The 14,427-nt window shown below is 57.9% G+C and carries 12 protein-coding genes; 6 read left to right on the top strand and 6 right to left on the bottom strand.

Annotation, left to right across the window (positions count from 1 at the left end):
• Window positions 1-375, bottom strand: a complete 375-nt coding sequence (locus I6N98_RS16925; protein WP_198569500.1) for a hypothetical protein — start codon at window positions 373-375, stop codon at window positions 1-3.
• A gap of 6 nt (window positions 376-381) precedes the next feature.
• Complete coding sequence (gene serA, locus I6N98_RS16920; RefSeq protein WP_198569499.1) at window positions 382-1,608, bottom strand: phosphoglycerate dehydrogenase; 1,227 nt, start codon at window positions 1,606-1,608, stop codon at window positions 382-384.
• A 114-nt stretch (window positions 1,609-1,722) separates the two neighbouring features.
• On the opposite strand from serA, the gene I6N98_RS16915 reads away from it, so the two are divergent.
• Window positions 1,723-3,135 (top strand): FAD-binding oxidoreductase, encoded by a 1,413-nt coding sequence (locus I6N98_RS16915; RefSeq protein WP_198569498.1) that lies wholly within the window; start codon window positions 1,723-1,725, stop codon window positions 3,133-3,135.
• Window positions 3,136-3,141: 6 nt separating this feature from the next.
• Here I6N98_RS16915 and I6N98_RS16910 read toward each other — a convergent pair whose 3' ends face one another.
• Window positions 3,142-3,717 carry a TetR/AcrR family transcriptional regulator gene (locus I6N98_RS16910; protein WP_198569497.1) on the bottom strand — a complete coding sequence of 192 codons (576 nt, stop codon included), beginning with the start codon at window positions 3,715-3,717 and terminating at the stop codon, window positions 3,142-3,144.
• A gap of 91 nt (window positions 3,718-3,808) precedes the next feature.
• On the opposite strand from I6N98_RS16910, the gene I6N98_RS16905 reads away from it, so the two are divergent.
• The 5 genes from I6N98_RS16905 (at window position 3,809) to I6N98_RS16885 (ending at window position 11,398) form a co-directional block, all read left to right on the top strand.
• Window positions 3,809-4,366 (top strand): redoxin domain-containing protein, encoded by a 558-nt coding sequence (locus I6N98_RS16905; RefSeq protein WP_198569496.1) that lies wholly within the window; start codon window positions 3,809-3,811, stop codon window positions 4,364-4,366.
• 53 nt (window positions 4,367-4,419) lie between these two features.
• Complete coding sequence (locus I6N98_RS16900; protein ID WP_198569495.1) at window positions 4,420-5,118, top strand: fumarylacetoacetate hydrolase family protein; 699 nt, start codon at window positions 4,420-4,422, stop codon at window positions 5,116-5,118.
• 152 nt (window positions 5,119-5,270) lie between these two features.
• Window positions 5,271-8,849: a hypothetical protein gene (locus tag I6N98_RS16895; protein WP_198569494.1), complete on the top strand. Its 3,579-nt coding sequence runs from the start codon at window positions 5,271-5,273 to the stop codon at window positions 8,847-8,849.
• 149 nt (window positions 8,850-8,998) lie between these two features.
• On the top strand, window positions 8,999-10,897 hold the full coding sequence (locus I6N98_RS16890) for a propionyl-CoA synthetase (protein ID WP_198569493.1): 1,899 nt from the start codon (window positions 8,999-9,001) through the stop codon (window positions 10,895-10,897).
• A 108-nt stretch (window positions 10,898-11,005) separates the two neighbouring features.
• Window positions 11,006-11,398 carry an MAPEG family protein gene (locus I6N98_RS16885; protein WP_198569492.1) on the top strand — a complete coding sequence of 131 codons (393 nt, stop codon included), beginning with the start codon at window positions 11,006-11,008 and terminating at the stop codon, window positions 11,396-11,398.
• An 8-nt stretch (window positions 11,399-11,406) separates the two neighbouring features.
• On the opposite strand, the gene I6N98_RS16880 is transcribed toward I6N98_RS16885, so the two are convergent.
• From I6N98_RS16880 to I6N98_RS16870, 3 genes are all read right to left on the bottom strand, one after another.
• A complete protein-coding gene (locus I6N98_RS16880) occupies window positions 11,407-12,312 on the bottom strand; it encodes an alpha/beta fold hydrolase (protein ID WP_198569491.1) in 906 nt (301 codons plus the stop codon).
• Window positions 12,313-12,317: 5 nt separating this feature from the next.
• Complete coding sequence (locus I6N98_RS16875) at window positions 12,318-13,553, bottom strand: DUF445 domain-containing protein (RefSeq protein WP_198569490.1); 1,236 nt, start codon at window positions 13,551-13,553, stop codon at window positions 12,318-12,320.
• A gap of 68 nt (window positions 13,554-13,621) precedes the next feature.
• Window positions 13,622-14,347, bottom strand: coding sequence for an Abi-alpha family protein (locus I6N98_RS16870; RefSeq protein ID WP_198569489.1), 726 nt, complete (start codon window positions 14,345-14,347; stop codon window positions 13,622-13,624).
• Window positions 14,348-14,427 lie beyond the last annotated feature (80 nt).

Here is a 14,427-nt window from a genome sequence, read left to right as displayed (position 1 = left end):
TCAGCCCACTGACGGCGGTGTGGTGTTGGCCACCCACTCCCACCACTGGTGTTCCCCTTCAGGCTTGTCGTCATCCTGGCAACGGTGGACGTTCCAGGTCACCAGGTAGTCGGGGTTGGAGACTGTCTCGCCATCGCTGGTGCGATAGTCGCCGGCCGGGGCGAGAAACCAGGGCGCCATGGAGGAAGGCAGGGTGAACTCGTCGTCGTTGCTTTGGCGCAGGGTGATGCCGTCCTTGGGCGTGACCCTGACCACGGTGCCGGCCAGCATACGCTGTTGCAGCGCGTCGCCGTTAACATCGAAGTAGCTCAGCCCCACCAGTGCGGTTTTGTCCAGCAGGGCGGCCAGTTCCGGGTCGAGAATCGTGTCACTCATAAATAATTAAAAGAGTATCCGGCAGCGAATGGTGTCGGGAATCTGCGACAGCTTCTTCCAGGCCTCGGCACTGGAAGCCTGGTCGATATCCATCACCACATAGCCAATGTCTTCATTGGTCTGCAGGTACTGACCCGAGATATTGGTTTGCGTCTCGGAGAAGACTTGGTTGATGGCGCTGAGAATACCCGGCACGTTGCGGTGAATATGCAGCAGGCGGTGCTTGCCGGGGTGGGCGGGCAGTGCCACCTCGGGGAAGTTGACCGAGGAGGTGGTGGTGCCGTTGTCCGAGTACTTAACCAGTTTGTCCGCCACTTCCAGACCGATATTCTGTTGGGCCTCCATGGTGGAGCCGCCGATATGGGGGGTCAGGAAGACGTTGTCGAACTCCCGCAGCGGCGACACAAACTCGTCGTTGTTGCCCCGGGGTTCTTCCGGGAACACGTCGATGGCAGCGCCGGACAGGCGGTTGTCACTCAGTGCGTCGCAGAGTGCGGGAATATCCACCACCGTGCCCCGAGAGGCGTTGATCAAGATGGCGCCGGCTTTCATTTGAGCGATTTCGTTGGCACCCATCATATTTTGGGTGGAGGCGGTCTCCGGCACGTGCAGGCTGACAATGTCCGAGGTGGCCAGCAACTCGCCGAGACTGACCTGCATGGCATTGCCCAGCGGCAGTTTGTTCACCACATCGGTAAAGCACACTTCCATGCCCAAGCCTTCGGCGATAACAGAAAGCTGCATGCCGATGGAGCCGTAACCGATAATGCCCAGGCGCTTGCCGCGAATCTCGTAGGAGCCCACGGCTGATTTTAACCACTCACCCCGGTGAGCCGCCGCGTTTTTCTCGGCGATGCCGCGCAGCAGCAGGATGGCTTCGGCGATCACCAGCTCCGCCACCGAGCGAGTGTTGGAGAAGGGCGCATTAAAGACCGCCACGCCGTGTTCGGTGGCAGCTTTGAGGTCGACCTGATTGGTGCCAATGCAAAAGCAGCCCACCGCGGTGAGTTTTTTGGCGGCGGCGAAGACATCGGCAGTCAGCTGGGTTCGGGAGCGAATGCCAACAAAATGAGCGTCGGCGATTTTTTCCTTGAGCTCATCGTCGGGCAGGGCTTTCTGGTAGTAGTCAATGTTGGAGTAGCCAGCGGCCTGCAGGGCGTCTACGGCAGACTGGTGCACGCCTTCCAGCAGCAGAAACTTGATTTTGGCTTTGTCGAGGGAGGTTTTCGCCATCGGAAACGATCTCGCGAGGGGGTTGCTGAAAGCGCGGTATGGTATCATAAACACCTATTCCAGAAGCGCCCTTCTTATATATTCTTCCGATTTTGTTATTCGCGAGGCCCAATTATGTCTTCCGCTGCATCCCAGACTCCCCGTGACGAGATTATCGAGGGCTTGAATGCCATTCTCGGCGAGGGCCGGGTGCGGGTGGATGAGGACAGCCTGCAGACCTTTGGCCGCGACTGGACCAAGGCCTGGCAGCCGGCGCCGCTGGCCATTGCCCTGCCCAAATCTGTCGACGAGGTGCAGGCGGTGGTCAAGCTGGCCAACCAGCTTAACTTTGCCATTGTGCCCTCCGGTGGCCGCACCGGCCTTAGCGGCGGCGCGGTGGCAGCCAATGGCGAGGTGGTGGTGGCCTTCGACCTGATGAACCAGATTCGGGACTTCGACCCCATCGATCGCACTGCTGTGTGTGGCGCAGGGGTGATCACCGAGCAGTTGCAACACTTTGCCGAGGAGCAGGGGCTGTTCTACCCGGTGGATTTTGCCTCGGCGGGGTCGTCACAGATCGGCGGCAATATTGCCACCAATGCCGGCGGCATCAAGGTGCTGCGCTGGGGTATGACCCGGGACTGGGTGGCCGGTCTGACTGTGGTTACCGGTAGCGGCGAGGTATTGGAGCTCAATCGCGGCCTGCTCAAGAACAATGCCGGCTACGATCTGCGGCAACTGTTTATTGGCGCGGAGGGGACGCTGGGTTTAATTGTTGAAGCCACCATGCAGTTTACCCGGCCCCCCAAGGACCTGACCGCGCTGGTGTTGGGGGTGGAAAACTTCGACGGCATCATGAACCTGTTCAACCGCTTCCAGTCGCAGATGGACCTTACTGCCTTTGAGTTCTTCTCGGAAAAAGCCCTGCAAAAAGTGGTGGCCCACAGTGGCTTACCCCGTCCCTTTGAAGAACCCTGCCCCTACTATGCGCTTCTGGAATTTGAGCGTCTTAACGATGAGGTTGAAGCCCAGGCCATGACCTTGTTCGAGGACTGTGTGGAAGAGGGCTGGGTGCTGGACGGCGTGATGAGCCACAGCCTGGAGCAGCTGAAAAACCTGTGGCGGCTGCGGGAGGATATCTCCGAGACCATCTCCCAGTGGACGCCCTACAAAAACGATATTTCTACCGTGATCTCCAAAGTGCCCGGCTTTCTCAGCGACGTTGAAAGTCTGGTGAACGCCTCTTACCCGGACTTTGAGATTATCTGGTTTGGCCATATCGGCGACGGCAACCTTCATCTCAACATCCTCAAGCCCGACAGCCTCGACAAAGAGACTTTCTTTGCCCAGTGCGGCGAGGTCAGCAAAGGGGTGTTTGATATCGTCCAGCGCTACGGCGGCAGCGTCTCCGCCGAGCACGGTGTGGGGCTATTGAAGAAGGACTATCTGGGCTACTCCCGCAGTGCCCAGGAAGTCGCGTTGATGAAGCAGGTCAAGCAGGTGTTCGACCCCAATGGCGTGATGAACCCCGGCAAGATCTTCGATTGAACTGAGTTATGTCTTGGTAGCCTGTTGTTGCCAGGCAGATAGAGTTTGCTTTAACGCACTGACCACGGGCTTCAGTGCGGTGACGCTGCCGCTGCTTCGAATTTGCGTTGAGCTCCCCCATAACAGTGCCAGAAGCAGCTCCGCTTTTTGCTGAGGCTTGGCGATGCCGTCGACGCGCAGGTTGTCCGCAAAAAACGCCAACAATTGTGCTCGAAATGCTCGCACCGCGTCTTCCAGCACGGGGACCGTTCCCAGTTCGCCCAGGGTGTTAACCATCAGGCAGCCGCCATTTAGCGGGCTGTCCGCCGGCGCCTCAGCCAGTGACTGAAAGAAAGCGACGATGGATTTGCTGCCGCGATAGCCCTGCTTGGCGAGTCGTTCACCCACGTCTGCGCTGTATTTTTTCAGTACCTTCAGAAACAGGGCCTCTTTGTCGCCGAAGCAATGGATCAAACTGCGGCCGCTGATTCCTGTTTGGGCTTCCAAAATAGGGTAGGTCGTGGCGGCGTAGCCCCGGCGCCAAAACAGCTCGGTTGCCTGTTCAAGTGCGGCGCCTTCGTCAAAACGACGTGTTCTACCCATATTTTGCAATACCTATTGTAAAAAAGTGATCCACTGCTATATTGCAATGATTATTGTAGTAATAAGCTAGTCGAATTTTGAGGACATCGCAATGGCCAGAATTCAACCGGGGTATCGCATCGAAGACCTGTCTCTACCCAGTATTGATGGGCGGGTATATTCTGCTGAAGAGGCATTGGGTAAACGCTACTTGCTGTCGTTTTTCCGGTTTGCGGCTTGCCCCTTCTGCAACCTCAGGGTCCACAACCTGGTGAGTCAGTTTGATGAGTTTGGCGATAACTTTACCGTCATCGCCATTTTTGACGCTGGAATTGAGGAGCTGATCAAGACCGGCGGCCGCCACAATGCTCCCTTCGCCATTCTGGCCGACGAAGATAATCGCTACTACCGACAATTTGCTGTGGAGCGTTCTTTCCTTGGTGTGCTCAAAGGCTTCGCTACCCGAATGCCGCAATTGTTATATGCCGTGTTCGGCAAAGGTTTTGTTCCTCTTCACATTGGTGGGCATGTTGCTACCATGCCTTTAAATGCCTTGGTTGACGAGCAGGGCGTAGTGCAATACGTTCACTATGGTCGCGATGAAGGCGACCATATTCCAATCGACGCGGTGCAACGCTTCGCTCTTACCGGCCAAGTGCCCTTCGAGTAAAAAGTGCCTTTCGACTAACAAGTACCTCCTCAGTACCAAGTGCCTTGCCAGTAATGGCTACCACCAGGGACAACAATGTGACCTATCACCACCAGCTACAATCTACGCCCTGTGAGCTGCCCGTTGGCAAAGCCGTTTGTGTCGGGCGTAACTACGCGGATCACGCCAAGGAACTCAATAACCCGATTCCCAGCTCGCCGCTGCTGTTTATCAAACCCAGCACGGCAATCGTCCCTTTTGAGCCGGCTATCAATGTGCCCGCGGATAAAGGGGTTTGTCATTTTGAGCTGGAGGTTGCGCTGTTGATTGGCCAGCGCCTGTCGCAGGCCAGCGCAGACGACGTGATGCCGGCTATTCTCGGTTACGGATTGGCATTGGACTTAACCTTGCGGGAGCTGCAGTCCCAGCTTAAGGAAAAAGGCCAGCCCTGGGAAAAGGCTAAGGCTTTTGACGGTGCGTTGCCCCTATCCCCCTTTGTTCCCGCCTCAGAGGTGCCTGACTGGCGGGCCCTAGGGCTGCAGTTGTATCGCAATGGCCAGTTGCAGCAGGATGGCGCTTGCCGAGATATGTTGTTTGGTATCAGTGACTTGCTGGCCGAGATTAGTAACAGCTTTACCTTGCTGCCCGGCGACGTGGTACTCACTGGCACCCCCGCCGGAGTCGGTCCCTTGCAGCCTGGCGACTCCCTTGATGCTCGTCTTATTTTGGCGGGCCAATCTCTGTTACAAATACACAGCCAAATTTCGGCATAGCCACCCAAGCCCTGATGTCCCGGGGTTTTTGGCGCAATTCTCGCAAGCGCTGACGGACCTCCGCGCGGTTTCGTTTTACTGTGTCATAGTGTAACTTCAGGATATAGCGGGTGTGCCCTGCAATTCTTTGAGTGCAAGATAAAGGTATAACAATGCACAAAAATAAACTAACCAAGTGGGCGGGACTCGCCCTGGTTCCGCTGGTACTCTCTGCCTGTGGTGGCAGTTCCTCTTCAAGCAGCGGCTCTAACAACTCTGGCGATGACGGTGCGGCGCAAACGGGCCAGTTTGTCGACAGTTATGTCAGTGGTGTGCGCTACAGTAGTAGCGGCGGTGGCCAATCTGCCCTGGCCGGTACCACCAATTCCCTGGGTGTCTTCCAATACCGAGCCGGCCAGACGGTTAGCTTCGCCCTCGGCAATATCAGCTTGGGTTCTACCAATGCTCAGCCGTTGATTACGCCGGTCGATCTGACGCCCTCGTTTTTTGCGGCTGGCAATATGGCCGCATGGCTGCTGACACTGGACCAAGATGGCGACCCCGACAACGGTATTACCATCCCGGCGCTGGTACAGAGCGTGGCTGCCAGCGAAGGCTTTTCTGTTAACGATTTTGCCGACAGTGACTTCCGCAACAGTGAGCTGGCGGATTTCGCCAGGGATGCTTACGTGGATGCCGGGCTGGAAAACACGCCCCGGGAGCTGGTGAGCGAAGAAGAAGCACAAGCGCACTTGGCGTGTACCGAAGCTGATGTTAACGACGGCAGCTTTGATAACGACGATTGCGACAGTAATGGCGGTGCCGACGACGGCGGCGCGACCGATGACGGTGGTGCCACAGACGATGGCGGCGCCACCGATGACGGCGGTGCCACAGACGATGGTGGTGCGACCGATGATGGCGGCGCCACAGACGATGGTGGCGCGACCGATGATGGCGGTGCCACAGACGATGGCGGCGCGACCGATGACGGCGGTGCCACGGACGATGGTGGCGCGACCGATGACGGCGGTGCCACGGACGATGGTGGCGCGACCGATGACGGTGGTGCCACAGACGACGGCGGCGCGACCGATGGTGGTGATGATGGCGGAAACGGTGGCGGCGAGCCCAACAGCTGCGATCCGCTGAACCCCACCACCTATCCGGATTGTTTTGCGGCCTGTGTCGACGGCGATGACGCCTGTCCATTCCCCACCGATGCCTTTGGTGGTGGCTTCCCCGGCGGTGGTGGCGTGCCCGCGCCTTCGCCGGATCAGTTGCTGGCGCTGTTCGCTGTCTTCAGTGACTGTAGCGACGGCGACCCGGCGACGGTTTGCCCCTTCCCGGTCGAGCAGGAGCCGGGTACCGACCCCGAAGCTTGCGATATCGCCGATCCTACGACCTATCCGGGTTGCTTCAACGCCTGTACGGGTGGGTCGGATACCGCTGAGTGTCCCATCCCGCAGGACGAGCTGCCCGAAGGCTTTGATCAGATCCTCGAGGTATTCAACAACCTGGCCGCCTTGCAAGCCTGCTTTATGAGTGCTGATCCCAACTCTCAAGAGTGTGCGGATGTCTTTGGCGGCGCCGAGGTGCCGGAGCAATTTGAGCCAGTTGTCGCCTGCTTTATGAGTTTTGATCCGACGTCTGAAGCGTGCTCCGGTCTGATTGGCGATGGTGGCACGCCGGACGTTCCTGAAGAGTTGGCTCCTATTGCGGCCTGTTTCGAGACCTTCGACCCAACGTCAGAAGCCTGTGCAGCGCTGTTTGGCGGTGCGGCTCCCCCGGAATTGCCCGAGGAGTTTGAACCCTTCGCTGCGTGCATCGCGACTTTCGACCCCACTTCCGATGAATGTGCTGCATTGGTGGGCGGCGGTGAGCCGGAAATTCCCGAGGAATTGGCCCCGCTTGCCGCTTGCTTTGCGACTTTCAATCCAGGCTCTGACGAGTGCGCCGCTTTGTTTGGCGATGTTGGCGAGCCCGAAGTGCCAGAGCAATTCGAGCCGATTGCGGCCTGCTTCTTGACCTTTAATCCGACTTCGGATGAATGTACCGAACTGGTGGGTGGCGAAAGCCCCGAAGTCCCGGATGAGTTTCAGCCCTTTGCCGCCTGTATCGGAACCCTGAACCCCAGCTCCGACGAGTGCCGTGCCCTGCTGGGTGATGGTGGGGAGCCCGAGGTACCAGCGGAACTGCAGCCCCTGGCAGATTGCTTTATGACATTTGATCCCGCTTCAGAGCAGTGTACCGCCCTGCTGGGTGATGGCGAGGTGCCGGAACTCCCGGAAGAGCTGGCCGGCTTTGCCGACTGTGTGGCCAGTGGCGATCCTAACTCTGAGGCCTGTGGCGAGGTCTTCGGTGGCTTTGAACCCCCCGAGCCCTTTGCCGATCTGGTGGACTGCTTCGCCAGTGCCGATCCCAACTCCGAGGCCTGCGCCGGTGTCTTCCCCGATCAAGAGCTGCCCGAGGAGTTTGAGGCCTTCGCCGCTTGTCTGACCAGTGCCGACCCCAATTCCGAAGCCTGTGCAGGCCTGTTTGATGCGCCGGAATTGCCCGGCCCGCTGGCGGATCTGTCGGGCTGCTTGATGAGTGCCGACCCCAACTCAGAAGCTTGCGGCGGGGTTTTCCCCGAGCCGGAAATTCCCGAGGAGTTCGCTGGCTTTGCCGATTGTGTGGCCAGTGGCGATCCCAACTCTGAGGCCTGTGGCGAGGTCTTCGGTGGCTTTGAACCCCCCGAGCCCTTTGCCGATCTGGTGGACTGCTTCGCCAGTGGCGACCCCAACTCCGAGGCCTGCTCCGGGGCCTTCCCTGATCAAGAGCTGCCCGAGGAGTTTGAGGCCTTCGCCGCTTGCCTGACCAGTGCCGACCCCAATTCCGAAGCCTGTGCAGGCCTGTTTGATGCGCCGGAATTGCCCGGCCCGCTGGCGGATCTGTCGGACTGCTTGATGAGTGCCGATCCCAACTCAGAAGCTTGCGGCGGGGTGTTCCCCGAGCCGGAAATTCCCGAGGAGTTCGCTGGCTTTGCCGACTGTGTGGCCAGTGGCGATCCTAACTCCGAGGCCTGTGGCGATATCTTCGGTGGTCTTGAGCCGCCGGAGCCTTTTGCCGCGTTGGTAGATTGCTTCGCTAGTGGCGACCCCAACTCCGAGGCCTGCACAGGGGTATTCCCCGATCAAGAGCTGCCCGAGGAATTTGAGGCCTTTGCGGCTTGCCTGACCAGTGCGGATCCCACCTCAGACGCCTGTGGCGGCTTGTTCGATGTGCCGGAGCTACCCGAGGGCCCGCTCACCGATTTGTCGGACTGCCTGATGAGTGCTGATCCCGGTTCCGAGGCCTGTGCAAGTGTGTTTGGCGATCAAAACGTTCCCGAGCCATTGGCGCCCTTCGAGGCCTGCTTCGCGACCTTCGATCCCACTTCCGACGAGTGTGCCGCCATCTTTGGCGTTGAAGACCCGGCGATTCCAGAGCAGCTTCAGCCTTTGGCTGCTTGCTTCGAAAGCTTCGATCCTACCTCCGACGCCTGTACCTCATTGGTCGGTGGCGATGCGCCAGACGTGCCTGAACCATTGGCGCCCCTAGCGTCCTGTATCGCCACGTTTGATCCGGCTTCGGAGGAGTGTGGTTCGGTATTCCCGACCGATGGTGCGCCAGATGTGCCTTCCGCTTTCGAAAACTTAGCGGCCTGTTTCGGCAGCCTCAATCCAACCTCGGAGGCCTGTACTTCGTTGGCTGGTGGGGCAGGCAGCTGAACTGAAACAGTGACGTACAAATAGACGTGTTAATACGCCCGGCCTATGCCGGGCGTTTTTGTATTCGCCCTTTGTCTAATGCCCGAGTGGGATAAGCTTCGGTAAGCTAGTGAAAAAATCCGGTAACTCTCATTCTTAGCGGAACGACTATGTCCTATCTCACTGAATACACACAATCCATCGAGCAGCCCGAGACCTTCTGGGCAGATAAAGCGGCCAAGCTGCCCTGGTACAGCCAACCAAAAACCATCCTCTCCAAAGACGAGAACGGTATTGACCGGTGGTTTGCCGACGGCGAAATGAACACCGCCTACATGGCCCTGGACTATCACGTCGAGCAGGGGCGGGGCGATCAGGTGGCGGCCATTTACGATTCGCCAGTCACCGGTAGCCAACGCAAATACACCTACCGGGAGCTGCGGGACGAGGTCGCCCTGTTTGCCGGGGTATTGGCCGAGCAGGGCGTGACCAAAGGTGACCGGGTGGTGATTTATATGCCCATGGTGCCAGAGGCGGTGATCGCCATGTTGGCGGTGGCCCGTTTGGGGGCGATTCACTCGGTGGTGTTTGGTGGCTTTGCCGCCCACGAGCTGGCTGTCCGGATTGATGACGCGACGCCCAAAGTCTTGGTCAGTGCCTCCTGCGGTATCGAAGTGGGCAAGGTTATCGACTATAAGCCGCTGTTAGACTCGGCGATAGAGCAGGCCAATCACAAGCCAGAGGGCTGCGTAATTTTGCAGCGGTCCGAGTCCAAGGCGGCGCTGGTCGATGGCCGGGACATCGATTGGCACGACGCCATGAGCAAGGCCGCGCCAGCCGACTGTGTAGCGGTGAAGGGCACCGATCCGCTCTATATTCTCTACACCTCCGGCACCACCGGTAAGCCCAAGGGCGTGGTGCGGGATAATGGCGGCCACGCGGTGGCACTGGCTTACTCCATGAAAGCCATCTACAACATGAATCCCGGTGAGGTGTTCTGGGCGGCCTCTGATGTGGGCTGGGTAGTGGGCCACTCCTACATCGTTTACGGCCCCTTGCTCGCCGGCTGTACCACCATTATTTACGAGGGCAAGCCGGTCAAAACTCCGGATGCGGGTGCCTTTTGGCGAGTGGCGTCGGAGCACAAGGCCAAGGCGCTGTTCGCCGCTCCCACCGCGTTCCGAGCGATTAAAAAGGAAGACCCTCACGCCAAGTTGTTGCAAGGCTACGACCTGTCGGAGCTGGAAACCATCTTTATGGCGGGGGAGCGTCTCGATCCGCCCACCTATGATTGGACCGTTGAAAAAGCCGGCAAGCCGGTGGTGGATCACTGGTGGCAGACCGAAACCGGTTGGGCGATTTGCGGCAACCTGATGGGTATTGAAGCCAAGCCGCCCAAGCCTGGCTCCTCCACTGTGCCGGTGCCCGGTTTTGACGTGCAAGTGCTGGACAGTGAAGGCAAGCCCTTGCCCGCCGGCACCCAGGGCGCCATTGCAGTGAAGTTGCCGTTGCCTCCCAGCTGTCTGCCTACTATCTGGGGCAATCACGAGCGCTTCCTGGCCGGCTATCTGGAAGAATTCCCCGGTTACTACTGCTCAGGTGATGGTGGCTATAAAGATGATGACGGCTACGTCTATATCATGGGCCGCACCGACGACGTGATAAATGTCGCCGGACACCGTTTGTCCACGGGTGAGATGGAAGAGATCGTCGCCGCCCACGACGCGGTGGCAGAGTGCGCGGTTATCGGCATTCAGGACTCTCTGAAAGGACAGGTGCCCATTGGCCTGGTACTGCTGAAAGACGGCGCCGATATTGCCGAGGCGGATTTGCAATCGGAGCTGGTGGGTATGGTGCGCCACGAGATTGGTGCCATTGCCTGCTTCCATCGGGCTGTGATCGTACAACGGCTGCCCAAAACCCGTTCCGGCAAAATTCTGCGCAAGATATTGCGGCAGATCGCCGATGGCCAAAGCTACACCGCGCCTTCCACTATCGACGATCCGGCCAGCCTGGACGAAATTGCTGAGTTATTGGCCGAGCACGGGCTGGTGAATAACGCTGCCTGATTGATGGTGTGACAAGGCCATACTGGGCCACAAATAAGGTATGTGGCCCGAATTGACTTTGCAGTATGCTTTTTCGTTTAACGGCAACAAATATAACGAGGAGCTACTATGTCGATTGCACTTTGGTGTTTGTTTATCGCAGCGCTGTTGCACTTTGGGTCCAAAATGCCACTGGCGGTTGCCCAGGGCCAGGCCCCGGGCGGCTACGACAATAACCATCCCCGAGACCAGTGGGCGAATTTACCCGAGTGGGGTAAGCGCGCTCTCGCTGCCCACCAGAATCAAATAGAGTCTTTTCCCTTTTTTGCGGCCGGTGTGTTGGTGGCAGTCACCAGTGGTATCACCGGTTCCATCGTCGACTATCTCGCCATTGCCTTTGTGGTGGCGCGAATTGTCTATATCGCACTGTATATCAACAATGTCGCGACCTTGCGCTCACTGGTTTGGGTGGTTGGCTTTGGCTGCTCATTGGCGCTGATGTGCAGTCCAGCCTGGGCTTGAATCAATAATCAGGGTTGCCGCCCGACGACCTTATCGGGCGGGGAACTCTGTACAAATGCTAAAACCCGCTCCGCCAGCCAATCAGGGTGGCTGAGGGGGAGCCAGTGGCCCGCATCAATATCAATTCTCTGCAGCGTTGTGACCCATTGCCCCATATCCTGATAGAGGGGCGGGCGCAGGAACTTGTCTCGTGTGGGTACGATCAATTGCACTGGAATGTCAGTGTGCCTGTCTCTTGGCGCTCGCAATCGAAGGGCGACATTTTCGCGGTACAGCTGAATGCCATTGAGGGCGTTTTTCCTTAGCGCCTCTGCTCTGGTGTTTTGTTTTTGTATGCCTTCGCTGCGTTTTAATAGCAGAGGCCAAGCTTTTAATAGGCCGAAGCGCCAGAGCAAGGACGGTAGCAGGGGAAGCTGAAAAAATCCGATGTACCAAGAGCTGGCCAATTGTTTCAACGCTTGACTGAACTCAACCAGCTTGCCGGAGCGAAGGCGGCTGCGCATCCAGTGTCCGACGTGATCCAGGCAAGGCCCGGAGATAGAGGTAAAAGAAGCGATTCGCGAGGACATGCCTGGGTCTGTCACCACCTCCCAACTTTGTATCGAACCCCAGTCGTGGGCCAGTAAATGAATCGGCTTGTCGGGGGACAGCTCTTCAATCACGAGTTTAAGGTCTGTAGCGAGTTGCGGCAGGGAATAGGCGCCGCGGGCTGTTGGTGTGTCGGACAGCCCCGCGCCGCGCACATCGTATGCCACCACATGAAGGTGTGTCGATAGCTTGTCTGCCACGTCCCGCCAAACCTGCATGGAGTCGGGATAGCCGTGCACCATTAGCAGGGTGGGTTGCTCGGGGTTTCCCCACTCGGCAATATGCAGGTTCACCCCATTAGAGTTCAACCTTCGGCTTTTTTGCATCTGCCTTACCCCGTAAACATTCCAAACAGGATCAACTGGCCAATCCCGACGCTGGTGCCCAGTACGGCGCCGGCGGCTATCAGCATCCATTCGTCTTCTTGAAAGGCCGGGCGTAGCATCGCTTCAAACTCGGCGGGTGGCAGCGTCGCCAGCTGGCTCGACAGCGTGTTGGCCAGGTCCATGGCTTCCTTGGCATAGCTGTCCACCGAGTGGATCGTCTCCGGCAATTTGGCGACCAGCCGCGCTACAGCCGCGTCTTTCATCTGGGTATAGCGGCGGCTTCCCAGGGTCCACACCACCAAGGGGCGTGCGATGCCGGATTGGGCGTCGATAACCTGTTTAACGTGGCGGGCGATCATCATAAATACCCGGTCTGAGCAGGGGCCTTTTAATACCGCCTCAATGATATTGCCGGGGGTGACGACCTCGTCGGCTATTAGCCGGCCGTAGTCCCGAGACACTTCCTTTTGGCGCTTGTGGAAAAGCCCTTGGACGCGCCAGGGGCCGACCTCTAGGGGTGTTTGAGGTTGGAATATCAGCCGCAGGGCGATCGCGTTGGTCAAATAGCCGACCAATAAACCAAAGATGGGCAGCTGCCAGGGGGCTTGGTAGAACAGCCAGCCAAGCATCTGCAAAACACCGAATACTGCGCCGAAGTACAGCCCGGATTTGGCGATAAATCGAAATTCCTCGCGGCCAGTCTCCTGAAAAATACGATTCATCAGACGTTTGTCCCGCACCAGGGTGGTGATGACCATGTCTTTGAGATCAAACACGTTCTCGATGTCATTGCGGAGCTCTGCCATCAACTCTGCAACGGCTTTGGGGGCATCCTCTTGAATGCGGCGGATAATGCGCTGCTGTAAGGCGCGTGGCAGCGTTTCCCAAATTCGCGGCTCGAATTCAGCTAGAATGTCTTCGGTCATATGGCTGATCAATTCCAGCATTGGCGCCTCAATTTCCTGTGCGACCCGCTGGGGGTCGAGGCGATCGTATATCTGTCGCTCTGTGACCAAGCGTGGAACAAGGGTGTCCACGGTGATGCTGGCCATCTTGCCGGCTTTGCGGGGCACAATACCCTGCCAGCCCAGCAGTGGGCGCCAACCGGTGAAGTCCAGTGGCAGAAACATCATTTTGAGGGCGAGGATATTGGTGGCATAGCCCACGACACTGCCGGTAATGGGTATCGACAGATAGAGAAACCAATTGGCCTGTATATCAGCCACCACATGATCGAACATAGATTGTCGTTAAATAATAGTGTGAGTCTGTGCTGTAGGTTTGCGACTATCGCAGCGTTTTTAGGGTGTTAGTTACTTTTATGCTGGGTACATATTTGCCACAGTTTATTGCCCGTCGCGCTTAATTTTATGGTTCCTCGCTCAGTGCGAATCCTTGAATAATTGCCAGCCTGTGCCTCGTTAAGTGCCTGTTGTACTCTCGTGTCAGACTCCAGAATCTGGTAGTCGAGCTCCAGGCTGTTGCTGGGGCCGCGGCGCTCAATCAGCCCCAAGGTCTTGAGGCGGGCGATATAGCTGGGAAGCAGTTCCCGGGCTTTGACCTGGGCGGCCTTGCCCACTGAGGAAATGTTGGACAGCAGTATTTCCCTGGGGCCGGTTATGGACCGTGATGCCGATACGCCGATTACCGCGTAGCTGTCGCCACTGGAAAACGCAGAGAGTAGTCGTGCTTCGTCGGGTAAAAGTTGATCGAGGATTCGGTGCGCCCAATCTGACAGTGCTTGCTCCGTGGTCTGTTCCAATGCCTCAGCCATAATGGACTGGAGGCGTTGGCCAGGTGACAACCCGACGCGACCCTCGGCAATGTCGATATTGTCGCTGTTGGCTGGAGGCGGGAGTGCCACTGGGCTTTCCGCGCTGCGGGAAACAGCCCGCTTCATGCGCTGATGCATGGATTGCAGCAGCGCATCCTCAATAATTTCATACTCTTTTTGTACCAGGCCGGCGCCGGGCAGCCGTTCGGCGGTGGTGGAAAGCTGACGAGCCAGCTTTACCAGGTGCTCGGTGGTTCGCATTGTCGATCCGCATTGTTGTTATAGGTGGTGTCGTGGCGGGCTCTGGCTGCCACATTGTTACATTTATCTATGTAACAGTA

It is taken from the genome of Spongiibacter nanhainus (assembly GCF_016132545.1).
Lineage (GTDB): Bacteria > Pseudomonadota > Gammaproteobacteria > Pseudomonadales > Spongiibacteraceae > Spongiibacter > Spongiibacter nanhainus.
Note: the sequence above shows the minus strand (reverse complement) of the source record. Positions and strands in the feature narration are given on the sequence as shown.

Bases quoted from the DNA above. Each gene is read 5' to 3' on its own strand.
- I6N98_RS16925 (WP_198569500.1), bottom strand. From the start codon at position 375: ATGAGTGACACGATTCTCGACCCGGAACTGGCCGCCCTGCTGGACAAA.
- serA (WP_198569499.1), bottom strand. From the start codon at position 1,608: ATGGCGAAAACCTCCCTCGACAAAGCCAAAATCAAGTTTCTGCTGCTG.
- I6N98_RS16915 (WP_198569498.1), top strand. From the start codon at position 1,723: ATGTCTTCCGCTGCATCCCAGACTCCCCGTGACGAGATTATCGAGGGC.
- I6N98_RS16910 (WP_198569497.1), bottom strand. From the start codon at position 3,717: ATGGGTAGAACACGTCGTTTTGACGAAGGCGCCGCACTTGAACAGGCA.
- I6N98_RS16905 (WP_198569496.1), top strand. From the start codon at position 3,809: ATGGCCAGAATTCAACCGGGGTATCGCATCGAAGACCTGTCTCTACCC.
- I6N98_RS16900 (WP_198569495.1), top strand. From the start codon at position 4,420: ATGGCTACCACCAGGGACAACAATGTGACCTATCACCACCAGCTACAA.
- I6N98_RS16895 (WP_198569494.1), top strand. From the start codon at position 5,271: ATGCACAAAAATAAACTAACCAAGTGGGCGGGACTCGCCCTGGTTCCG.
- I6N98_RS16890 (WP_198569493.1), top strand. From the start codon at position 8,999: ATGTCCTATCTCACTGAATACACACAATCCATCGAGCAGCCCGAGACC.
- I6N98_RS16885 (WP_198569492.1), top strand. From the start codon at position 11,006: ATGTCGATTGCACTTTGGTGTTTGTTTATCGCAGCGCTGTTGCACTTT.
- I6N98_RS16880 (WP_198569491.1), bottom strand. From the start codon at position 12,312: ATGCAAAAAAGCCGAAGGTTGAACTCTAATGGGGTGAACCTGCATATT.
- I6N98_RS16875 (WP_198569490.1), bottom strand. From the start codon at position 13,553: ATGTTCGATCATGTGGTGGCTGATATACAGGCCAATTGGTTTCTCTAT.
- I6N98_RS16870 (WP_198569489.1), bottom strand. From the start codon at position 14,347: ATGCGAACCACCGAGCACCTGGTAAAGCTGGCTCGTCAGCTTTCCACC.